The sequence below is a fragment of the Acidovorax sp. KNOB132 genome, assembly GCF_057541515.1.
This window is the reverse complement of record NZ_BAAJYT010000047.1, coordinates 1-22,677: the sequence shown is the minus strand read 5'-3', so window position 1 is coordinate 22,677 and position 22,677 is coordinate 1. Positions and strand designations below refer to the sequence as shown.

The 22,677-nt window shown below is 69.4% G+C and carries 18 protein-coding genes and 3 pseudogenes; 15 read left to right on the top strand and 6 right to left on the bottom strand.

Going from position 1 to position 22,677, the window contains the following annotated elements:
• The 14 genes and pseudogenes from AC27IO_RS09460 to AC27IO_RS09395 all read left to right on the top strand — a co-directional run.
• Positions 1-145: 4-hydroxythreonine-4-phosphate dehydrogenase PdxA (locus AC27IO_RS09460; RefSeq protein WP_498738634.1), on the top strand; the 145-nt coding region annotated here is incomplete at its 5' end.
• 29 nt (positions 146-174) lie between these two features.
• Positions 175-1,348, top strand: a pseudogene (locus AC27IO_RS09455) (L-rhamnonate dehydratase).
• Between the two features lie 16 nt (positions 1,349-1,364).
• Complete coding sequence (locus AC27IO_RS09450; RefSeq protein ID WP_498738632.1) at positions 1,365-2,294, top strand: dihydrodipicolinate synthase family protein; 930 nt, start codon at positions 1,365-1,367, stop codon at positions 2,292-2,294.
• A gap of 82 nt (positions 2,295-2,376) precedes the next feature.
• The gene (locus AC27IO_RS09445; RefSeq protein WP_498738631.1) at positions 2,377-3,402 is read left to right on the top strand and encodes a YncE family protein; all 1,026 of its coding nucleotides are present in this window, start codon (positions 2,377-2,379) and stop codon (positions 3,400-3,402) included.
• A gap of 182 nt (positions 3,403-3,584) precedes the next feature.
• Entirely contained in the window at positions 3,585-5,060 is a 1,476-nt protein-coding gene (locus AC27IO_RS09440) for a UbiA family prenyltransferase (protein WP_498738629.1), read from the top strand.
• Positions 5,054-6,367: an FAD-binding oxidoreductase gene (locus AC27IO_RS09435; protein WP_498738627.1), complete on the top strand. Its 1,314-nt coding sequence runs from the start codon at positions 5,054-5,056 to the stop codon at positions 6,365-6,367. Before AC27IO_RS09440 ends, AC27IO_RS09435 begins: the two co-directional genes overlap by 7 nt.
• A 43-nt stretch (positions 6,368-6,410) precedes the next feature.
• A complete protein-coding gene (locus AC27IO_RS09430) occupies positions 6,411-7,187 on the top strand; it encodes an SDR family NAD(P)-dependent oxidoreductase (protein WP_498738625.1) in 777 nt (258 codons plus the stop codon).
• Between the two features lie 3 nt (positions 7,188-7,190).
• On the top strand, positions 7,191-7,751 hold the full coding sequence (locus AC27IO_RS09425; RefSeq protein ID WP_498738623.1) for a hypothetical protein: 561 nt from the start codon (positions 7,191-7,193) through the stop codon (positions 7,749-7,751).
• Positions 7,712-8,899, top strand: a complete 1,188-nt coding sequence (locus tag AC27IO_RS09420; RefSeq protein ID WP_498738621.1) for a hypothetical protein — start codon at positions 7,712-7,714, stop codon at positions 8,897-8,899. The genes AC27IO_RS09425 and AC27IO_RS09420 overlap by 40 nt, the downstream gene beginning before the upstream one ends.
• A 32-nt stretch (positions 8,900-8,931) precedes the next feature.
• Complete coding sequence (locus tag AC27IO_RS09415) at positions 8,932-9,870, top strand: NAD-dependent epimerase/dehydratase family protein (RefSeq protein WP_272566268.1); 939 nt, start codon at positions 8,932-8,934, stop codon at positions 9,868-9,870.
• A complete protein-coding gene (locus tag AC27IO_RS09410; protein ID WP_498738619.1) occupies positions 9,870-11,210 on the top strand; it encodes an NAD(P)/FAD-dependent oxidoreductase in 1,341 nt (446 codons plus the stop codon). Before AC27IO_RS09415 ends, AC27IO_RS09410 begins: the two co-directional genes overlap by 1 nt.
• A gap of 7 nt (positions 11,211-11,217) precedes the next feature.
• On the top strand, positions 11,218-11,628 hold the full coding sequence (locus AC27IO_RS09405; RefSeq protein ID WP_272566270.1) for a GtrA family protein: 411 nt from the start codon (positions 11,218-11,220) through the stop codon (positions 11,626-11,628).
• Entirely contained in the window at positions 11,625-12,119 is a 495-nt protein-coding gene (locus tag AC27IO_RS09400; RefSeq protein WP_498738616.1) for a lysylphosphatidylglycerol synthase transmembrane domain-containing protein, read from the top strand. The genes AC27IO_RS09405 and AC27IO_RS09400 overlap by 4 nt, the downstream gene beginning before the upstream one ends.
• Positions 12,002-13,596: pseudogene (locus AC27IO_RS09395) on the top strand (MFS transporter). Before AC27IO_RS09400 ends, AC27IO_RS09395 begins: the two are co-directional and overlap by 118 nt.
• Before the next feature lie 428 nt (positions 13,597-14,024).
• Here the strand turns inward: AC27IO_RS09395 and AC27IO_RS09390 are convergent.
• From AC27IO_RS09390 to AC27IO_RS09375, 4 genes are all read right to left on the bottom strand, one after another.
• On the bottom strand, positions 14,025-14,741 hold the full coding sequence (locus AC27IO_RS09390; protein ID WP_284415124.1) for a DUF4198 domain-containing protein: 717 nt from the start codon (positions 14,739-14,741) through the stop codon (positions 14,025-14,027).
• A 47-nt stretch (positions 14,742-14,788) separates the two neighbouring features.
• Complete coding sequence (locus AC27IO_RS09385) at positions 14,789-16,831, bottom strand: TonB-dependent receptor (protein ID WP_498738614.1); 2,043 nt, start codon at positions 16,829-16,831, stop codon at positions 14,789-14,791.
• Positions 16,832-17,205: 374 nt separating this feature from the next.
• Positions 17,206-17,574, bottom strand: coding sequence for a DUF1428 domain-containing protein (locus AC27IO_RS09380; protein WP_498738612.1), 369 nt, complete (start codon positions 17,572-17,574; stop codon positions 17,206-17,208).
• A 300-nt stretch (positions 17,575-17,874) separates the two neighbouring features.
• Positions 17,875-19,950 carry a molybdopterin-containing oxidoreductase family protein gene (locus AC27IO_RS09375; RefSeq protein ID WP_498738610.1) on the bottom strand — a complete coding sequence of 692 codons (2,076 nt, stop codon included), beginning with the start codon at positions 19,948-19,950 and terminating at the stop codon, positions 17,875-17,877.
• A 97-nt stretch (positions 19,951-20,047) separates the two neighbouring features.
• On the opposite strand from AC27IO_RS09375, the gene AC27IO_RS09370 reads away from it, so the two are divergent.
• Positions 20,048-21,190, top strand: a complete 1,143-nt coding sequence (locus tag AC27IO_RS09370; RefSeq protein WP_498738608.1) for an ABC transporter substrate-binding protein — start codon at positions 20,048-20,050, stop codon at positions 21,188-21,190.
• A gap of 22 nt (positions 21,191-21,212) precedes the next feature.
• Here the strand turns inward: AC27IO_RS09370 and argE are convergent, their stop codons facing one another.
• Positions 21,213-22,367 (bottom strand): acetylornithine deacetylase, encoded by a 1,155-nt coding sequence (gene argE, locus AC27IO_RS09365; RefSeq protein ID WP_498738606.1) that lies wholly within the window; start codon positions 22,365-22,367, stop codon positions 21,213-21,215.
• A 46-nt stretch (positions 22,368-22,413) separates the two neighbouring features.
• A pseudogene (locus tag AC27IO_RS09360) lies at positions 22,414-22,677 on the bottom strand (methyl-accepting chemotaxis protein); the annotation flags it as partial.

The following is a 22,677-nucleotide window of genomic DNA, read 5'->3' as shown; positions in this document are numbered from 1 at the left end:
GATCCCGATCACCACGCCCGCGCACGGCACGGCCTACGACATCGCCGGCCAGGGCCGGGCCAGCGCCGAGGCGACCTGGCAGGCCTTCCAGATCGCCTGCCACATGGGCAGCGCGCAGCGCGCCAAGGCGCTGGCCGCCGCCTGATCCCACTCCCTCCGTTCAGAGACTTCACCATGAAAATCCAATCCGTCCGCGCCCGTGTATTCCAGTGGAAGGGCCAGACCGTGCCGCCGCAGGGCCACTTCTGCTCCAACGCCATGGACCTGCTGTATTCGCCGGCCGAGAGCATGAGCACCTTCCGTTTCCATTCGTGGACGGTGGTCGAGATCGAGACCGACGACGGGATCGTGGGCCTCGGCAACGTGGCGCTGGCGCCGAAGATCGCCAAGGCCATCATCGACGAGTACCTCGCGCCCCTGGTCATCGGCCACGACCCGTGGGACTACGAGTACCTGTGGCAGCGCATGTACCGCAGCACGCACGCCTGGGGCCGCAAGGGCGTGGCCATGGCGGCGATCTCGGCGGTGGACCTGGCCATCTGGGACATCCTGGGCAAGAGCGTGGACAAGCCCGTGTTCAAGCTGCTGGGCGGCCGCACCAAGGAGAAGATCCCCTGCTACTACAGCAAGCTCTACCGCACCGACCTGAAGGCGATGCAGGACGAGGCGCAAACCTTCCTCGACCAGGGCTTCAAGGCCTTCAAGATGCGTTTCGGCTACGGCCCCGCGCACCTACAGCACGGCGTGCAGGAGAACCTGAAGTCGGTCGAAGCCATCCGCGAAGTCATCGGCTACGACACCGATCTGATGCTCGAGTGCTACATGGGCTGGAACCTCGAATACGCCAAGCGCATGCTGCCCAAGCTCGCGAAGTTCGAGCCGCGCTGGCTGGAGGAACCCGTGATCGCCGACGACATCGACGGCTATGCCGAACTGAACGCGATGAACATCATCCCCATTTCGGGCGGCGAGCACGAGTTCGGCCTGTACGGCTTCAAGCAGCTGCTGGACAAAAAAAGCCGTGAGCGTGGTGCAGTACGACACCAACCGGGTGGGCGGCATCACCGCCGCGCACAAGATCAACGCGCTGTGCGAGGCGCATTCCGTGCCGGTGATTCCGCACGCGGGCCAGATGCACAACTACCACCTGACCATGAGCACGCTGGCCTCGCCCATGGCGGAGTACTTTCCCATCTTCGACGTGGAGGTGGGCAACGAGCTGTTCTGGTACCTCTTCGACGGCGAGCCCGTCGCGGAGAACGGCTTCCTGCAGCTCCAGGACGACGTGCCGGGCCTGGGCCTTTCGCTCAAGACCGAGTACCTCGACCAGTTCGACATCGTGGAATAGACGCGAAGGACACGCCATGCCCGGCCTCTCCAACCCCCGCTACCGCGGCATCTTCCCCGTCGCGCCCACCCCGTTCCACGAAGACGGCACGCTGGACCTGGCCAGCCAGAGGCGCTGCCTGGACTTCATGATCGACTCGGGCGTGGACGGCCTGTGCATCCTGGCCAACTTCTCCGAGCAGTTCCTGCTGTCGGACGACGAACGCGAGGTGCTGACGCGCACCGCGCTGGAACACGTGGCCGGCCGCGTGCCGGTGATCGTCACCACCACGCACACCAGCACCGCCGTCTGCGCCGCCCGCAGCCGGCGCGCGCAGGACATGGGCGCGGCGATGGTCATGGTCATGCCGCCCTACCACGGCGCCACCTTCCGCTTCGGCGAGGCGCCGGTGCGCGCCTTCTACCAGGGCGTGTCGGACGCCATCGGCATTCCCATCATGGTCCAGGACGCACCGGCGGCCGGCACGCCGCTGTCGCCCGCTTTCCTGGCCGACATGGCGACGACGATCGAGCAGGTGTGCTACTTCAAGATGGAGACGGCCGGCGCCGCCACGAAGCTGCGCGAGCTGATCGCCCTGGGCGGCGAGGCCATCGAAGGCCCGTGGGACGGCGAGGAAGCCATCACCCTGCTGGCCGACCTGGAGGCCGGCGCCACCGGCGCCATGACCGGCGCGGGCTTTGCCGACGGCATCCGCCCCATCCTGGAGGCGCATCGGCAGGGCGATGCGGATGCGGCCTTCGCCCGCTACCAGCGCTGGCTGCCGCTCATCAACCACGAGAACCGCCAGGCGGGCTTCCTGGCCGCCAAGGCGCTCATGAAGGAAGGCGGCGTGATCGCCTGCGAGGCGCCGCGCGCGCCCTGGCCGCCGATGCACCCCGAGGTGCGCCGCCAGCTCATCGGCATCGCGCGGCGGCTCGATCCGCTGGTGCTGCGCTGGGGGCGCTGAAGCGCGCAAAAAAAAAGCGGCGATGCGCCCGCCGCGCGACCGCCAGGGCGCTGTTCGATCCACACCAAGGGAGACCACCACCATGCAACGTCGGGAGCTTCTGAAGACCGCCGGCCTTTCGCTGGCCGCATCCACCCTGGGGCCGGCCACGGTCCTCGCCCAGGCCCCGGCGGGGCGCGCGCCGCGCGAGGTGCTGCTGCTGATCGAGAAATCGAGCCACTGCATCAGCCACTACGACATCGCCAGCGGCGAGCGGCTGCACACCATCGCCCTGCCCCCGTTTCCGCACGAATTCGTGGTGGACGCGGCGCAGCGCTACGCCTACGTGGGCCACTACGGCGTGGAGACCTCGGGGCACCCGGGCCCGGGCGGCACCAGCGTGCTGCAGATCGACCTGGCCACGCGCACGCTGGCGCGCACCATCGACCTGGCGCCGTTCAACCGCCTGCACGGCATCCAGATGGACCAGTCGGGCCGCCTCTACGTGCTGAGCGAGGACCGCGCGCAGCTGGCCGTTCTGGACCGGCCCGAGACCGACACCGCCGTGCGGCGCGCGGTGCCGGTGGGCGGCATCAAGAGCCACCTGTTCGCGCTCACCCGGGACGGCCAGACGGCCTACGCGATGAACCTGCTCACGCACTCGGTGACACAGTTCAAGCCGCACGACGCCGCGTTCGCGCCCGTGGCCTGCGTGCCCGGCGACAAGCCCGAAGGCAATGCGCTCAGCGCGGACGAGCGCACGCTGTACGTCACCTGCCGCTGGAGCAACACGCTGTGCGCCATCGACACGGCCACCATGAAGGTCGTGCGCAGCGCGCCCGCGCGCAACGACCCCACGCGCATCTACCGCTGCCGCGACGGCCGGCTGCTGGTGTCCCACTATGGCGACCGCAGCCTGTCCATCGTGGACCCGGCGACGCTCGCCGAGCAGGCCCACATTCCCATGGACGCACGCCCCATCGCGGTCAGCCTGCATCCCACCCGGCCCTGGGCCTTCGTGAGCCAGGACAACGACCGGGTCGGGATCTTCCACCTGGAATCGCGCCGGTTCGAGCGCTCCATCGCCACGCAGCGCGAACCGGACGTGTCGTACACGCTGCAGGGCTGAGCGCGGCGGGGGTGGCGGGCGGGCTGCGGCATCTTCGCCACACCCGTGCGGGCAGGGTGTAACGCCGGGGCGGCGGTGCCGGCGGCGTGGATGGCGGCTTTTACAATGTCCTGTTGCCATTGCGCACAGAGCGTTACCAATGCGCCGCGCCCCCCATCACGCCATTCCACCAAAGGTTCCTTTTGCGCCCGCCCCTCGATTCGTCCCTGCCCACCCCGGGCCCGTCCTCGGAACCGCCCCTGGTGGTGGATCTGGACGGCACGCTCATCCTGACGGACATGCTGCACGAATCGTCGCTGCAGCTGCTGCGGGACGGGCCGTGGCGCGCGCTGGCCCTGCCCGTGTGGCTGGCGCGGGGCAAGGCGGCGCTCAAGCAGGAGATCGGGCAGCGGGTGCAGATGGACGTGGCCACGCTGCCCTACAACGTGCCGTTCGTGCAGTGGCTGCGCAACCAGCACGCGGCCGGGCGGCGCACCGTGCTGTGCACGGCCTCCGACCGCTCGGTGGCGCAGGCCATCGCCGCCCACCTGGGGTGCTTCGACCAGGTGATGGCCAGCGATGGCGCCACCAACCTCGCCGGGCGGGCCAAGGCCGCCGCGCTGGTGCAGGCCTTTGGCGAGCGCGGCTTCGACTACGCCGGCAACTCGCAGGCGGACGTGCCGGTGTGGCAGGCCGCGCGCTCGGCCATCGTGGTCAATGCCTCAGGCGCCGTCACCCGGCGGGCCGAGGCCCACGGCAACGTGGCCGACCGCTTTCCCCGAGAGCCCGCGGGCCTCAAGCCCTGGCGCAAGGCCCTGCGGCTGCACCAGTGGCTCAAGAACCTGCTGCTGTTCGTGCCGCTGGTGGCTGCCCACCGCGTGGCCGACGGCGAGGCCTGGGGCCTCCTGCTGGTGGCCTTCCTGGCCTTCAGCCTGTGCGCCTCGTCGGTCTACGTGGCCAACGACCTGCTCGATCTGGAGAGCGACCGCCGGCACCCGCGCAAGCGCCTGCGGCCCTTCGCCTCGGGCGCGCTGGCCGCCTGGCAGGGCGTGGCCCTGGTCCCGGTGCTCACGGCGGCGAGCTTCGCGCTGGCCTGGCAGGTGGGCCAGGGGTTCTTCGGCTGGCTGCTGGGGTACTTCGCCATCACCTGGGCGTATTCGCTGGCGCTCAAGCGCTGGGTGCTGGTCGATTGCATCGCGCTGGCGGTGCTCTACACGCTGCGCATCGTGGCGGGCGCCTACGCCATCACGCAGCCGCTGTCGTTCTGGCTGCTGGCGTTCTCGGGCTTTCTCTTCCTGTCGCTGGCTTTCGTCAAGCGCTATGCCGAGCTGATGGTGCAGCAGGCCGCGGGCAAGACGCAGGCGCACGGGCGCGGCTACCTCACCTCGGACGCACCCATCGTGCAGAACCTGGGCATCGCCGCCGGCTACACGGCCGTGGTGGTGCTGGCGCTGTACCTCAACAGCGAATCGGTGCTGCTGATGTACCGCGCGCCGGAGATGATCTGGGCCGCCGTGCCCGTGATGGTGTTCTGGGTGAGCTGGATGTGGCTGCGCGCGGTGCGCGGGCAGATGCATGACGACCCGCTGGTCTTCGCCTTCAAGGACCGCGCCAGCCTGGCCGCGGGCGCGCTGTTCAGCCTGGCGATGGTCGCCGCCGCCCTGGGACTGCCGTGGTAGCCGTGCGCTCCTGGGGCCGCCTGAGCGCCGACGACCACGATCTGCGCATCCTGGCCGAACGGCCGCTGGCGCACCTGCCGCGCGAGCCCGGCCAGCACGGGCTGGCGTTCGGCATGGGCCGCAGCTACGGCGATGTGTGCCTGAACCCCGGCGGCGCGCTGTGGTCGCTGCGCGGGCTGGACCGCTTCATCGCCTGGGACGAAGCCACCGGCGACCTGACCTGCGAGGCCGGCATGCTGCTGCGCGACATCCAGCGCACCTTCGTGCCGCGCGGCTGGATGCTGCCCGTGACCCCGGGCACCCAATTGGCCACCGTGGGCGGCGCCATCGCCAACGACGTGCACGGCAAGAACCACCATGTGCAGGGCTCCTTCGGCGACCACGTGCAGGAACTGCGGCTGCTGCGCACCGACGGGCTGTCGATCCGCTGCGGCCCCCAGCTGCACCCCGACTGGTTCGCCGCCACGGTGGGCGGCCTGGGCCTGACCGGCGTGGTCACCCAGGCCACGCTGCGGCTGCGGCGGGTGCCCGGCGCGTGGCTGGACACCGAGACCCTGCCCTACGGCTCGCTGGGCGAGTTCTTCGCCCTGGCCGATGCCTCCGAGGCGGGCTGGGAGCACACCGTCTCGTGGATCGACTGCCTCTCGGGCGCCCGGGCCGGCGGCACGCGCGGTATCTTCCTGCGCGCCAATGCCGCCGCGCCCGAATCCCAGCACGGCCCCGCCCCGAAGGACCGCCAGCGCACCGTGCCGTTCGCGCCGCCCGTCTCGCTGGTCAACCGCCTGAGCCTGCGCCCCTTCAACGCGGCGTACTACCACCTGAACCGCCGCCGCGCCGGCCGCGCGCTGCAGCACTACGAACCGTTCTCCTACCCGCTGGACAACCTGCAGGAATGGAACCGCATCTACGGCCGCCGGGGCTTCTACCAATACCAGTGCGTGGTGCCCCGCCCGCACGGCCCCGATGCCGTGGGCGCCCTGCTGCGCGAGATCACCGCGTCGGGCCAGGGCAGCTTTCTCGGCGTGCTCAAGACCTTCGGCGACCGCGAATCGGTGGGCCTGCTGAGCTTTCCGCAGCCGGGCGTCACGCTGGCGCTCGACTTTCCCAACCTCGGCGACCGCACGCTGCGGCTGTTCGAGCGGCTCGATGCCGTCGTGGCTGAGGCCGGCGGGCGCCTGTACCCCGCCAAGGACGCGCGCATGCCGCGCGCCCTGTTCGAGGCCGGCTACCCGAAGCTCGCCCAATTCCTTCCGTACCGCGACCCGAACATCCGGTCCGCGATGTCGCGGCGCCTGATGGGCGACTGACCTGCGGCTTTTTCTCCAAGACAAGAACGAACTCATCGCCAACATGCAGAACAACAACAACGCCAGCAACGCACCGCAGACCCTCGTGATCGTCGGCGCCACCTCGCTGATCGCGCAGCACTGCGCGCGCCAATGGCTGCAGGCCGGCGGCATCGGCCGCGTGGTGCTCGTGGGGCGCGACGCGGCCCGTCTGCAGGGCGTGGCCGACGACCTGCAGGTGCGCCAGCCCCAGGCCCGCATCGACGTGATGGCCGGCGACGTGACGCAGGCGGCCTCCATCGCCGTGCTGGTGCAGCACCTGGTGGCGCAGGGCGTGCCGGACACCGTGCTCATCGCCCACGGCAGCCTGCCCGACCAGGCCCGGTGCCAGGGCGATCTGGCCAGCGCCGAGCAGGCCATGGCCGTCAACGGCCTGTCGCCCGCGCTGTGCGCGGAGGCGTTCGCCGGCGCGATGCAGGTGGCGGGGCGGGGCACGATCGGCATCATCGGTTCGGTCGCCGGCGACCGCGGCCGCAAATCCAACTACGTGTACGGCGCCGCCAAGGGCCTGGTGGAGCGCTACGCCGAAGGCCTGCAGCACCGCCTGGCGGGCTCGGGCGTGAAGGTGGTGCTCATCAAGCCGGGCCCCACCGACACGCCGATGACGGCGCACCTCAAGGCGCGCGGCGCCAAGCTCGCCAGCGTGGAGCAGGTGGCCCAGGCGGTGGTGCGCGGCATGGCCCGCGGCACGCCCGTGGTCTATGCCCCGGCGAAATGGGCGCTCATCATGGCCGTGATCCGCAACCTGCCGCGCGCGGTCTTCCACAAGATGGACATCTGAGCCATGCCGTGGACCCCTGAACGCCGCCGCCTCTGGGCGGCGGTGGCCCTTGCGGGCTATGCCACGCTCTTTGCCCTGGCGACGGCCGTGGCGGCCTGGCGCACCTTCACGTCCGTGCCGATCTGGGACATGTGGGGCGCACTGGAGTTCTATGCCGACGTGCGCGATGGCGCCGGCTGGCAGGCGTGGTGGCGGCTCTTCAACGAGCACCGCCTCGTGCTGTCCAAGGCCCTGTTCTGGATGGAATACCGCTGGTTCGGCGGCACCCAGGCCTTCCTGATCGCGGTCAACTACCTGCTGGTGGCGGGCAGCATCGCCACCTTCTGGGCCTTCCTGAAGGCGCGCCTGGGGCCGATGACCCGCACGGCGTCGGTGGCGGCGCTGGCGCTGCTGTCCGTCTGGCTGCTGTCGTGGGTGCAGCAGGAAAACCTCACCTGGGCATTCCAGAGCCAGTTCTTCCTGGCCCAGTGGCTGCCGCTGGCCGGGCTGTACTGCCTGTACCGCGCCACGCAGCGCCGCAGGACGTGGGCTGGTTCGCCGGCGGCTGCGCCCTGGGCGTGCTGAGCATCGGCACCATGGCCAACGGCATCATGGCGCTGCCCATGATGGCGCTCTACGCCGCCGTGGCGCGCATGGGCTGGCGCCGCGTGGCGCTGCTGGCGCTGCTGGGCGCCGCGGGCATCGGCGTGTACATGGCGGACTTCGCCGCGCCGACACCCCGGCCCGGCCTGCTGGCCATGCTGCAGAGCCGGCCGCTGGGCCTGCTGCAGTACACGCTGCAATACCTGGGCAGCCCGTTCCAGCACCTCGCGGGGAAGATGGAGACGATGTGGATCAGCCAGGCCTTCGGCGTGCTGTTCACCGTGCTGGCGCTGGCCCGCCTGGTGCCCGCGCTGCGCGCCCCGCGCACGCACGCGCTGGAGCTGTCGCTGCTCACCTTCGTGGCCTTCGTGGCGGGCATCGCCTTCGCCACCGCCAGCGGCCGGCTGCAGTTCAGCATGGAGGGCTCGCTGGCCAGCCGCTACACCACGCCCACGATGATGGCCTGGGCCGCCCTGGGCGTGCTGTACGCCCCGCGCGTGCTGGCCCTGCGCGGCCTCGCGCGCGCCGGTGCCGCCGTGCTGCTGGTGGCGGTGCTGGCGCAGATGCTGTCGGTGCAGCTGCGCGAGACCCGGCGCAGCGATGTCGCGCACCTGCGCATGACCGGCGCGCTCGCGCTGGCGATGGGCGTGCACGACGAGCGGCGCATCGGCATGCTGATCTGGGACCGGGCCCTGGGCGAGCGCATCGTCGCCAAGGCCCGCCAGCAGGGCCACTCGATCTTCGGTCGGCCGCCGCTCGCCGACGCCGCCACGGCCCTGGGCTCGCACACCGACGTGCCGCCCGCCCGCTGCACGGCCTTCGTGGACTGGGTGCAGCGCGTGCAGGGCGATCCGCGCTTCGTCTCGGTGAGCGGCGCGCTGCTGCCCTCCGAAGGCGATGCGCCGCCGCCATCGATGCGCCTCGTCGCGCCCGATGGCACCGTGGTGGGCCTGGGCGTGTCCCACCGCTGGCGCAAGCTGAGCGCGCCGGGAGGACCCCATGCGCCCGCACGCTACCTGACCTTCACCGCCTACCTGCAGGCCGCGCCCGAGGCGCTGCCCACCGCCGTGACCCTGACCGCACCCGGCACCGACTGCTCGGTGGCCCTGCAGATACCGGCGCCGCAGTGAGCGCCCCGAACCCGCCGAGAAAAACCAACACCATGAAGAACGCCAAAATCATCCTGCCGGGAGGCGCCGGCCTCGTGGGCCAGAACCTCGTGGCCCACCTGAAGCTGCACGGCTACCACAACCTCGTCGTGCTGGACAAGCACGCGAGCAACCTCGCCATCCTGCGCCAGGTGCACCCCGACATCGTGGCCGAGGACGCCGACCTGGCCGAGCCCGGCGCGTGGGAGCGCCACTTCGAGGGCGCGGACGTGGTGGTCATGCTGCAGGCGCAGATCGGCGCGCCGCAGGCCGACCCGTTCGTGCGCAACAACCTCACCTCCACCGGCCGCATCCTCGATCTGATCCAGCGCCACCGCATCCCGCAGACCGTGCACATCAGCTCCTCGGTGGTCGAGTCGGTCGCCCAGGACCACTACACCGAGACCAAGCGCGCACAGGAAAAGATGGTGCTGGACAGCGGCATTCCCTGCGTGGTGCTGCGGCCCACGCTGATGTTCGGCTGGTTCGACCGCAAGCACCTGGGCTGGCTGTCGCGCTTCATGCGCAAGGTGCCGGTGTTCCCGATTCCGGGCAGCGGCCGCTACATGCGCCAGCCGCTGTACGCGGCGGACTTCTGCCGCATCATCGTGCGCTGCATCGAGGAGCGCCGCGTGGGCGGCGTGTTCAACATCACGGGGCTGGAGAAGGTGGACTACATCGACATCATTCGCCAGATCAAGGCCGCCACGGGCGCGGGCGCCTGGATCGTGAAGATCCCCTACGGCCTCTTCTACCTGCTGCTCAAGGTGTGGGCGCTGTTCGACAAGGACCCGCCGTTCACCGCCGACCAGCTCAAGGCGCTGGTGGCCCACGACGAGTTCGAGGTGATCGACTGGCCCGGCATCTTCGGCGTGCGCGCCACGCCCTTCGCCGAGGCCATCCACGAAACCTTCAACCACCCGGAATACAGCCGCGTGGTGCTGGAGTTCTGATGAGCGCGCAGACCCCCTCTCCTTCCGCATCCACGGCCGCCGCGCCGGGCCAGCGCATCGCCGTGCTGGGCGCCGGCCCCATGGGCCTGGCCGTGGCCTACCAGCTCGCGCGCGACGGCCACCGGCCCGTGGTGTTTGAAGCCGACGACCGCGTGGGCGGCATGACCGCGATGTTCGACTTCGACGGCCTGCCCATCGAGCGCTACTACCACTTCCACTGCACCTCCGACCACGCCTTCCTGCAGATGCTCGACGAACTGGGGCTTTCGGACCGGATGCGCTGGCGCGCCACGCGCATGGGCTACTGGTTCCAAAAGCGCCTGCAGCCCTGGGGCAACCCGGTGGCGCTGCTGCGCTTTCAGGGTCTGGGCCTGGTCGCCAAGTTCCGCTACGGCCTGCACGCGTTCCTGTCCACGAAGCGCACCGACTGGAAGCCGCTCGACGGCGAAGAGGCCACGGGCTGGATCCGCCGCTGGGTGGGCAAGGAGGCCTACGAGGTGCTGTGGCGGCGCCTGTTCGACTACAAGTTCTACGACCATGCCGGCAACCTGTCCGCCGCGTGGATCTGGAGCCGCATCCGCCGCATCGGCCGCTCGCGCTACAGCCTGATGCGCGAAAAGCTCGGCCACCTCGACGGCGGCTCGGCCACGCTGCTGGACGGCATGGTGGCCGACATCCAGCGCCACGGCGGCGAGATCCGCCTGTCCACGCCCGTCACCCGCGTGCGCATGGACGCCACGCGCGTGCAGGGCGTGGAAACGGCGCAGGGCTTCGAGGCCTTCGACAAGGTGGTGAGCACCATTCCCCTGCCCTACGTGCCGCGCACCATGCCCGACCTCCCGCCCGCGCTGCTGGCGCAGTACGGCGCGCTGCAGAACATCGCCGTGGTCTGCGTGATCGCCAAGCTGCGCCAGCCGCTGACCGAGAACTTCTGGCTCAACGTGAACGATCCGGACATGGACATTCCCGGCCTGGTCGAATACAGCAACCTGCGCCCGCTGGCGGAGTCGGTGGTGTATGTGCCGTTCTACATGCCCGGCGAGCACCCCAAGTTCGCCGAGCCCGACGCGGCCTTCCTCGACAAGGTGCGCCGCTACCTGAAGGCCATCAACCCGAAGCTGCAGGACAGCGACTTCCTGGCCCTGCGCGCCAGCCGCTACCGCTACGCCCAGCCCATCTGCCCGCCCAACTACCTGGACAGCCTGCCGCCCGTGCAGTTGCCCGTGCGCGGCCTGTGGGTGGCCGACACGTCCTACTACTACCCCGAGGACCGCGGCATCTCCGAGAGCATTGGCTTCGGGCGCCAGATGGCCGCGCAGGCGGCCGCGGCACCCGTCTAGGCCCCGCATGCTCGCGCAGTTCCGCTCCCGGCAGTTCGTGGCCTTCCTGGTGACCGGCGGCCTGGCCGCGCTCGCCAACTTCATCGCGCGCATCGTGCTCAACCAGTGGATGCCGTTTTCCTACGCCGTGGTGCTGGCCTACGGCGTGGGCATGGTCACGGCCTTCCTGCTGGCGCGCGCCTTCGTGTTCCAGGGCAGCCAGCAGTCGGTGCGCAAGTCCGCCGCGTTCTTCGTGCTGGTGAACCTCGTGGCGGTGGCGCAGACCTGGGCCGTGAGCCTGCTGCTGGCGCGCCAGGTGCTGCCCGCCCTGGGCGTGACCGCCTTCGTGCCCGAGATCGCCCATGCCGTGGGCGTGGCCGTGCCGGTGTTCACAAGCTACCTGGGCCACAAGCGCTGGTCCTTCGCCGACCGCGCATGAAGCCCGGCCACGCCGTCGCCGCGGCCGGGGCCTGCACGGCGGCCTACGTGGCCGCCCTGGTGTGGGCCGACGCGCGCAACCAGGTCTTCGCGCAACTGCCGCAGGTGCTCGCCTGGATGCCCTCGATGGCGGCGATCGCCTTCGCCTCCTACCTGCTGCGCTACCTGCGCTGGCGCTGGCTGCTGGCCCGCGCGGGGCACGCCGTGCCCTGGGGTGCGGGATTTCTGGCCTACCTCTCGGGCTTCGCCTTCACTGCGACCCCCGGCAAGGTGGGCGAGCTGGTGCGTGTGCGCTACTTCGCGCGCGCCGGCGTGCGGCGGCGCGCACCGTCTCGGCTTTCGTGTACGAGCGTGCGTTCGACCTGCTGTGCGTGGTGCTGCTGGCGGCGCTGGCCATCCCCGCCCTGCCGCTGTTCGCGGTGCTGTGGTCCGCCACGGTGTTGGGCAACATCGGCAGCTTCATGCGCGACGTGGCCAGTTCGTGGATGGTGACCGAGCTGTCGTCCAGCCCCACCGCCGTGGCGCTGGTGCAGACGGCGGCCACGCTGCCGATCTTCCTGCTCGCGATCCCGGCCGGCGTGCTGTCGGACATCCTGGACCGCCGGCGCTTTCTGATCGCCGTGCAGGTGCTGCTGGCCTGCGTGAGCGGCACGCTGCTGGTGATGGCGCGCACGAACACGCTCACCGTGGAATCGCTCATCGCGCTCACCTTCGTGGGCGGCATCGGCGCGGCGCTCATGGGGCCCACGTGGCAGTCCATCGTGCCCGAACTGGTGCCCCGCAGCGAGCTGAAAAGCGCCGTGGCGCTCAATTCGCTGGGCATCAACATCGCCCGCGCCATCGGCCCCGCGGCCGGCGGCCTGCTGCTGGCCAGCTTCGGCGCGGCCGCGGCCTATGGCCTAGACGTGGCGAGCTACGGCTTCGTGATCGCCGCGCTGCTGTGGTGGAAGCGCCCCAAGGCCGAGCCCACCGGGCTGAACGAGCAGTTCTTCGGCGCCTTCCGCGCCGGGCTGCGTTACGCGCGCGCCAGCCACGAACTGCACGTGGTGCTGCTGCGCGCGGCGGTGTTCTTTCTGTTCGCCAGCTCCGTCTGGGCGCTGCTGCCGCTGGTGGCGCGGCGCATGCTGGGCGGCACGGCGGGCTTCTAGGCGTGATGCTGGGCGCGGTCGGTGCCGGGGCCATCCTCGGCGCGGTGCTGCTGCCGCGCCTGCGCAAGCGCCTGGATGCCGACGGGCTGGTGCTGCTGGCCTCGCTGCTCACCGCGGGCGTGATGGCCGTGCTCACCCTGGCGCCGCCGCGCGAGGCCGCCGTGGCGCTCATGCTGGTGCTGGGCCTGGGCTGGATCATCGCGCTCACCACGCTCAACGGCGTGGCCCAGGCCGTGCTGCCCAACTGGGTGCGCGGCCGGGGCCTGGCGATCTATCTCATGGTGTTCAACGGCGCCATGGCCGCCGGCAGCCTGGGCTGGGGCCTGGTGGCGGGGCAGGCGGGCCTGCCGGCCACACTGCTGGCCGGCGCGGGTGGCCTGGTGCTGGCGGCGTGGCTCTTTCACCGCGTGAAGCTGCCCACAGGCGAGGCCGACCTGCAGCCGTCCAACCACTGGCCCGAGCCGCTGCTGGCCGAGCCCGTGGCGCACGACCGCGGCCCGGTCATGGTGCAGATCGAATACCGCGTGCGCACGCCCGACCTGCCCGCGTTCCTGCAGGCCATGCAGCACGTGGCGCGCGAACGCCGCCGCGACGGCGCCTATGCCTGGGGCGTGGCCGAGCACACGGCCGAGCCGGGCCGCGTGATCGAGTGGTTCCTGGTCGAGTCGTGGGCCGAGCACCTGCGCCAGCACGGCCGCGTCTCCAGGGCCGACGCGGACCTGCAGGCCGAGGCGCTGCGCTACCACGTGGGGCCGGAGCGGCCCGCAGTGCACCACTATCTGGCGCTGGATGCGCAGAGCGTTGCGGCGGGTGCGGCGTGATGCCGGCGGGGCGGTGGCTGCCGGGTACGGGCGTGGCGGGCCGGACGCCGCCACGCCGGCTTTCAGATCGAAAAGGGCTCCAGCACAATATCCACTAGGGGATTTTGCTATTAAATAAATAGCATTCTTTTGCCGGTGCTGCAGGGCCGATGGCGCCGGGCTGGAGCGGCGTCTGCGTCAGGCCACCCGCGCTTCGATGCGCGCGGCACGTGTCATGGTCAACGCTATTCGAGAACGGATGCAAATTTCGGGAAATGAAGAGTGGCTGACGCGACCGCTCGACAAGGCGAGAGCAGATGATTGCCGAACCCTGCAAACCAAGCGTGGGTTTCTCTCCACGACCCAGCAGTGGTTGTCCAGGCCCGCAGCATTCCAGTCCCTCAGCCGTCGCCGGCAGGTCGGCTTTCGGCAGGTCGTGTCAGCCGGTCTCAGTGCGCAGGGAACGCCAGCAGGTACTCCCAGCTCATGCTGGTGGTGCGTGGGTCATTGGCCACCGGCACGCGGCGGATCGCCAGCAACTGATTGATGCCCGCCGTGGGCGTGACCGTCGCAGTGCCGTCTTCAGCCGTCGTGACGGGCGCCCCCTTCTCGCCCAGCGACAGCCGGATGCCGGCGATGGGCTTCCCATCGAACAGCACGCGCACCCGCATGGGTTGGCCTGCATCGGGCGTGTCCGCCTCCAGGGCCACGATCTCGAACTGTTGCCCCAATTCCTTCTTTGCGATCACGCCCCACTGGATGATGGTCTTGTGGTACTTGAGCGCATGCACACCACTGGTGGCGCCGGGGTTCTCGGTCATGGGCTTGTTCACCATCTGGCCACCCTCGACCTTGCTGAAGAAACCGTTGTCGAAGTGGGCCGCCAGCAACGCGGCCTGGCGCTCGGGCTTCACGCGCACCCCATCGGGCCGCAGTTCCACCGCCACGTCGATCTTGCGGCCTCTGCGATCGAAGGCCTGCAGGCTCTTCAGCTTGTGAGCGGGGTAGGTCTCCAGCTGGCCTTCGTGCCCGCCGAACTGCACGAGGTAGCCGCCGCTGGCATCAGGCTCCAGCCAGACGTTGTGGGCCTGCACGGAGCCCAGGCCCAGGGCCAGCGCTGTGATGGCCAGCAGGCGCAGGAGTGGTGTCGGGGTGGTGGTTTTCATGGCGTTCTCCTGGATTGCCTGAGCTTCCTGGATCGGGTGGTCACAGGTCAGAATTGCAGCTTGGTGCCGAGCTTGAAGGTCCGCGGCGCACCGGGTGCGAAGACCTGCGTGCCTCCGATGACCGAGGCCGAGGTGGCATAGGCCTTGTCGCTCACATTGGCGATGGCGGCGTAGATCTCATAGCGGTTGGCGACTCGGTACGCAGCGCTCAGGTCCACCGTGGCATAGCCGCCATAGCCCACGCTGTTGTCGGCGTTCACCGCATAGGCGCCCACCCGGCGCCAAGTGGCAGTGGTGGACCAGTCCGCGGCAGGCCGCCAGGTGGCGCTCACCGTGGCCATGTAGCGCGGCACGCCGGCCACTTGCTTGCCGATGAGGGCCGCATTGCCGTTCTCGGTGATGCGCGAATGCGCGCTGCCCCAGGTGAGGGCCAGGTCCACGTCGCGGTGTGCTGCCCACAGGGCGCTGGCCTCCACGCCGCTGCGCCGCGTGGCGCCATTGTTCTCGTACACGCCGGGGGCCACGGTGCGGATCTCGTCGGAGGAGGTGAGGCGGAAGGCCGCTACATCCAGCACCAGGCCCTGCACGGGCTTGAACTGCGCACCCACCTCGGTCTGGCGAAAGACGTTGGGGTCGAGCGTGGCGGCGCCCAGTGCGTACTTGGCGAAGGTGCTGGGCAAGGCAAAGCCCTCGGCCCAGCTGGCGCGCAGCTGCACGCCCGGCGCGACGTCGGAGCGCACGCCCAGCTTGGGGCTGGCATGGGACATCCTGGCCAGCGGGCCGCAGGGGTCGGTACCCGTCTCGGCACCGTTGCGCTCGCAATTGCCGGTGAAACGGTCCCAGCGCAGGCCGGCCGAGGGTTTGAACAGAGGGTGGATGGGCGCCTCGATCTCTCCGAAGGCCGAAACACTGTTCAGCTTCGAGGTGCGGTTGTTGATGGCAGGGGCCAGGCGTGCACGGTTGTCCAGCCCGTCGAAGTACAGGTAGTCGGTGGCTTCGCGGAAAGTCTCCAGCCCGGCCACCCAGTTCAGCGGGGTTCCTGCCACCGGGGTGCGGCCGTTCAGGCTGGTGCCCGCGCCATGGACATTGCGGTCGTAAGTCTCCTCGCGCTGGCGCCAGGTGGTGGCATTGACCGGGCGGCTGAACCAGCGTGTGAAGTCCTGCTGCGTGGTGTAGGCAAACGTCAGCAGCTTCACGTCGGGCGAGAGTGCGTAGTTCACGTCCGCGCGCAGCGTGGCGAAGTGCTTGTTGGCGCCATCGTTCATGGCGCGCGGGTCCTTGCCATAGGGGTTCTGCGCGAACTGCGCGGCCGTGACGTAGCCGGGCGAATCGCCATCGGCCTCGTGCCAGCGGCCCGACAGCGCTACGTCCAGGTCGGCGCTGATGCGCTTGCTCCAACGGCCTGCCAATGTGCTGCGGTGATCGTCCGACTGTGCCCGGAAGCCATCGGTGCGGTGGTGCTGCGCCGCCAGGTTCAGGTATTCCCCCTCACCCAGTTTGAGACCCCATGCGCCTTGCAGATCCACCGTGCTGTGGGAGCCGAGACTCGCATCCACCTCCCGGTACTCGCCACGCTTGCGCGTCTCTATCGCCATCAGCCCGGCGCGATTGAAGTTGCCGTACAGCGCCGATACGGGGCCCTTGTAGAGCGTGAAGCGCTCGATCTCCAGCGGCACGATGACATTGAGGTCCACATACCCATCGGCGTGCGACATGGCTTCGTTCAACGGAATACCGTCGAGCACGACGCCCACGTCGCCGCCATGCCCACCACCGCCAAAGCCGCGCATCACGATGGTGTCGGCCACGCCCGAGAGCTGGTAGTTCTGCACGTTCATTCCGGGCACATGGCGCAGCAGCTCTGTCGGCTGGCTCACATGCTTGTCGGCGATCTCTTCGCTGTCGAAGCTCGTGCTGGAATAGGCGGAGGCAGCCCCCTGAAGCGCCTGACCTTTGATCTCGATGGAGTCCAGGGTGGGCGAGGCTTGCTGAGCCGCGGCACACTGGGCTCCTAGGGCCAGCGCCATGGCGGCGTACAGGGGGCGACCATGCAGATTGCTGGCCTGGTGCAGGAATAGACCTCGTGTCATGGGTTTTGCGGTATGAAATGAAGACGCAGGACCGGTGGGCCACGCAGGGTCCATCCCGATCATGGGTCTCGCGCAGTTGCGTCATATGCCCGCGCAGGATGTCGCGGATGCCGCCATGGCGTTGCAGCGCAGCTCCAAGGCTCGCCGAGTATGAAGAACTGCCGTTTGATCTTCAATACGCCTGATGGCGTATCGCAGTCCCCAGCCGAGGCCCTGGTTCATCCAGGCGCCCAGCGGTGGGGCGGCCGCAACGGCACCCGGCTGGCGCGGCGCGCGGGGCGACGATTGAGGACCTCCTTCGTGGAGGCGAAGGCATCGTGCCCGTTGTTGTGGTCGAGGCAGCCGCCATGTGCAGCGACAAGGCCGCTTGCCGCTTAAGCCTTCACATCAACCACTGGTTCGAAGCCCCCAAAGATCATGCGTTTGCCGTCAAAGGGCATGGGCAGGTTGCCGGGAACTGAGGGGTACATGCGCGGGTCTTCCATCATCTTCTTCATCCCTGCATCGCGCGTGGCCTTGTCTGGCCATTCAACCCAGGAAAAAGCCACCGTCTCCTCTGCCGTGGCCTGCACTGCTCTGCGGAAATCGGTGACTTTGCCGTCGGGGACATCGTCGCCCCAGCACTCGATCACGCGGATCGCCCCCAACTCGATGAATATGGGATCGAGCGTGCGGGCATGCTCGATGAACTTTTGCTTGTTGGCGGTAGGGACTGCGATCACGAAACCATCGATGTACGACATGTCATCACTCCTGTTGGATTGATCGTTTGCGCGCTCGTTGGGGCATGCCCCGTATTCCTTCCGCTGGCGGCAGGAGAACCAATTCGATCGTCAGGACGGACCGGGGGCAACGGGTCATGGGAGGCGCAAGAACCGCGCAAAGCCTATCGCTTCCGACAGCGCGGCCCTCTCAGGATAGACCCTCGGGGCGCGGACCACTGCCGCTGCAAGATTCTTCAATCATTGCGTGGGCTGGCCGGCCTGCGCACGGACCATGAATGAAAAGGCGCGCCGTGGTCCGGGCAAGTGGCGCCGTGCGCATCAAGCCTCGGACACCGCCGCCACTTCCACCACGCAGTCGTAGAACGTGGGTGCCGCACCGATGTCGGACAGGGCCTGGCTGGTCAGCTCGTTCACGTTGGTGCCGTTCACGCCGAACTTGCGCCACCAGATGCCCAGGCCGTTGACCACGCCGGGGCGGGCGCGGCCGTTCACGGCGGCGTGGCATTCGTAGCTGCCGCGGTCGTTGAACACGCGCACCCGCGTGCCGTCGGCGATGCCGCGCGGGGCGGCGTCGTCGGGGTGGATCTCCAGCACCGGCTGTGTCTCGATGTTGCGCAGGCTCTGCACGTTCACGAAGGTGGAGTTCAGGAAGTTGCGCGCGGGTGGCGAGATCATGGCCAGCGGGTAGCGGCCGCCAGGCTGCGGCAGCTCGTGGTTGGGCACGTGCACCGGCACGGGCGGCAGGCCCTGGGCCGCCAGCCGCTCGCTGTAGAACTCGCACTTGCCCGACGGCGTGTGAAAGCCGCCCTCGGCGAATGGCGCATCGGGCAGGGGCAGGGGGGCGAAGCCCACTTCCAGCAACTGCCCGAAGTCGATGCGGTCGCCGTAGGCCTGGCGGCACAGGGCCTCGTCGCTGTCGGCAAAGCAGGGCTCGGTATAGCCCATGCGCTCGGCCAGGTCGCGGAAGATGCGGGCGTTGGAGCGCGACTCGCCCAGCGGCGCGATGGCCGGGCGGTTGAGCAGCACGTCGGTGTGGCCGTAGGAGACGTGCACGTCCCAGTGCTCGAGCTGCGTGGTGGCGGGCAGCAGGTAGTCGGCGTAGTCGGCCGTGTCGGTGCGAAAGTGCTCCAGCACCACGGTGAACAGGTCGTCGCGGGCGAAGCCCCGGGCCACCTGCGCGGAGTCGGGCGCCACGGCCACGGGGTTGCTGTTGTAGACCACGACGGCCTCGATCTTCGGGCCGAACTCCGGCGAGGATTCGCGCAGAAGGTCGTCGCCGATGGTCACCATGTTGATGGTGCGCGGCACCGGGCCCGTGTGCAGGTCGGGGCGCTGCAACTGGGCGCGCTGCACGGGAAAGTGGCCGGAGCTCGACAGCAGCAGGCCGCCTGCGCGGTGGCGCCAGGCGCCGGTGAGTGCAGGCAGGCAGGCCACGGCGCGCGTGGCGTTGCCGCCGCCGCGCACGCGCTGCATGCCGTAGTTCAGGCGGATGGCGGCGGGCCGCGTGGTGCCGTAGTCGCGCGCCAGCTGGCGGATCTGCTCCACGGGCAGGCCGCAGACCTCGGCCGCGCGCTCAGGCGGCCACTGCAGCGCGTTCTCGCGCAGCGCGTCCCAGCCCACGGTGTACTGCGCGATGTAGTCGTGGTCGAGCCAGTCGTTGGCGATCAGCTCGTGCATGAGCGACAGGGCCAGGGCCGCATCGGTGCCGGGGCGCAGCTGCAGGTGTTCGTGGCACTTCTCGGCGGTCTCGCTCTTGCGCGGGTCGATGCACACCAGCCGGGCGCCGTCGCGCTTGGCCTGCTGCGCGTAGCGCCAGAAGTGCAGGTTGCTGCCGATGGAGTTGCTGCCCCAGATGACGATGAGGCGCGATTCGGCGAAGAACTCCACCTTCATGCCCAGCTTGCCGCCCAGCGTGTAGTTCAGGCCCTCGCCGCCGGCGGTGGAGCAGATGGTGCGGCCCAACTGCGATGCGCCCAGCCGGTTGAAAAAGCGCCGGTCCATGCTTTCGCCCTGCACCAGGCCCATGGTGCCCGCGTAGCTGTAGGGCAGGACGGCCTGCGGGGCGTGGGCGGCGATGCGCGTCAAACGCGCGGCGATATCGGTGAGTGCCTCGTCCCATGACACCGCCTCGAACTGCGCCCCCGGGCCCTTGGGGCCGACGCGCCGCAGCGGCTGCAGCAGGCGGTCGGGGTGGTTCGTGCGCTCGGCATAGCGCGACACCTTGGCGCACAGCACGCCGCCGGTGTGGCCGTGCGCCGGGTTGCCCTGCACGCGAGTGGCCACGCCGTTGTCCACGGTGGTGAGCAGGGCGCAGGCGTCGGGGCAATCGTGGGGGCAGGCCCCGCGCACTTGCCGGACCGGCTCGGAAAGGGGGGGGATTTCAGTCGTGGACATAGGGGTTTTCCTGTCGATACACTCACCGACCAGCAGCGATGGCGGGGTGGCGACCCCGCGGAACGTCGACGTTTTTGATCGAAGAGGGGATTTCACCATGAAGCATATTGCGTTGGGGCGAAGACGGTTTTCCATCGGCCTGGGGGCCGCCGCGCTCGGCGGTTTCGGGCTGGCACGGGCGCAATCGGAGACGCCCATCGTGCTGGGACAGTCCGCCCCGTTCAGCGGGCCCGCCGCGCAACTGGGGGTGCAACTGCACCAGGGGGCCCAGCTTTACTTCGAGCAGTGGAATGCCCAGGCGGGCTCCGGCCGGCGCACGGTGGAGCTGCGCACGCTGGATGACGGCTACGAGCCCGACCGCTGCGCCGCCAACACGCGCAAGTTCATCACCGACGACGTATTCGCGCTGTTCGGCTACGTAGGCACGCCCACCAGCCTGGCGGCGATGCCGCTGCTCACGCATGCCAAGCTGCCGTTCTTCGCGCCGTTCACCGGGGCCGAGGCCTTGCGCCAGCCCCTGAACCGGCTGGTGTTCCATGTGCGGGCCTCGTACAACGACGAGACCGCCGCCATCGTGAACAAGCTCACCCACCTGGGCCTGAGCAAGATCGGCGTCTTCTACCAGAACGATGCCTATGGCAAGGCGGGCCTGGATGGCATGGTGCTGGCACTGGGCGCCCACAAGCTCGCCCCGGTGGCGCAGGCCACGGTGGAGCGCAATTCGGTGGACGTGGCGGCGGCGGTGCAGACCCTGGTGGCGGCGCGGCCCGAGGCGGTCGTGCAGGTCAGCACCTATGCCGCCAGCGCTGCCTTCGTGCGCGCCGCGCGCAAGGCGGGCTACGGCGGCACGTTCTACAACCTGTCGTTCGTGGGCACGCAGGCGCTGATGGACGAGCTCAAGGCCGATGGCGCGGGCGTGGTGGTCTCGCAGGTGATGCCCTCGCCCTACCAGTCCGCCCGCCAACTCACGCGGGAGTTCCAGGACGCGATCAAGAAGGGCGGCAACAAGGTCCAGGCGAATTACTCCAGCCTGGAGGGCTACCTGGCCGCGCGCGTGTTCACCGAGGGGTTGCGCCAGGCCGGCGGCCGGCCCACGCGCGAATCGCTGATCTCGGCGCTGGAAGGGTTCGGCACGCAGCAGATCGCGGGCTTCCAGGTGGCGTTCGGCCCCGGCAACCACATGGGGTCGCACTTCGTGGAGATGTCGATGCTCACGGGCGACGGCCGCGTGCGCGTCTGAACCGGCGCGGGGCTTTCCTTTCCTACAGCTGGCGCGTCGCCGCCAGCCCCTGCATGAAGGCCTCGCAGCGGGCGAGCTGGTCCAGCGAGACGTATTCGTCGGGCTGGTGCGCCTGCTGGATGCTGCCCGGCCCGCACACCACGGTGGGAATCCCGGCGTTCTTGAACAGCCCCGCCTCGGTGCCGAAGGCCACCAGCGTGGTGCCCTGTTCTCCGGCCAGGCGCTGCGCGAGCCGCGTGACGGCATCGTCCCGGTTGCCCAGGAAGCTCGGGATCTCGCAGATCGTCTCGAAGGTGATGCCGGTGCTGGGCGCCACTTTCTGCATCGCGGGTTCCAGCGACCGGGCATAGGCGATCACCTCGGCCTGCATGCCGGCGGCGTCCGCCGTGGGCAGGTCGCGGAATTCATAGCGGAACTCGGCATCGCGCGGCACCACGTTGTCGGCGATGCCACCATGGAACTGGCCCACGCTGGCGGTGGAGAAGGGCACGTCGAAGCCTTCGAAGCGCGGCTCGTGCCGCTCGAAGCCCTCGGCCATGTCGCGCACGCGACCCACCACGCGCGCGGCCATCTCGATGGCATTCACCGAATGCGGCGTGAGCGAGGAGTGCGCCTCCTTGCCGCGCACGCAGCACTTGTAGCGGTACACGCCCTTGTGCGCGATGGCCGGCACCATGCTGGTGGGCTCGCCCACGATGCAGGCCAGCGGGCGGATGCCGGCGTCCTTCATGTCGGCGATGAGCTCCTTCACGCCGAAGCAGCCCACCTCCTCGTCGTAGCTGAAGGCGTAGTGGATGGCGAAGGGGGCATCGCTGTTCAGGAACGCTTCGGCCTGCGCGAGCGCGATGGCGATGAAGGCCTTCATGTCGGCGCTGCCCCGGCCGTACAGGCGCCCATCCTGCACGGTGGCGCCCAGCGGGTCGAAGGTCCAGTCCTGGCCGTCCCACGGCACGGTGTCGGTGTGCCCGGACAGGATGATGCCGGCAGGCTTGCCCTCGCCCAGCGTGGCGAACAGATTGGCCTTGGTCTTGTCGGCGTTGAAGCTCAGGCGGCTTTTCACGCCGAGCTTTTCGAGCGTGTCGCGCACGAAATGGATGAGATCCAGATTGGAGTGGTGGCTGACGGTGTTCATGCGCACCAGCGTCTGGGCCAGTTGCAGGGCATTCGTGGAGATCATGGTTCCATTCTCCCGGATCCCGCCGGCCTGCGCTGCGAGCACGGGCTCAAAAGCCTTCCCAATCCTTTTCGCTGTGGGCTGCGCTCGCGCTCGGCGCGGTGCCCAGCCGCTTCACGGTGGCCTGCGAAGCTGGCAGCGGTGGCCGTACCGCGCTGGGGCGGGGGCGTGGCACGGCGGGCTGCTGTGGCTGTTGCAGCGATGCCCCGGGCGCGAGCTGGAATACCTCCATGGTCTGCACCAGTTGCTGCGCCTGCGTCTTCAGGCTCTGCGCCGCTGCGGCGCTTTCTTCCACCAGCGCGGCGTTCTGCTG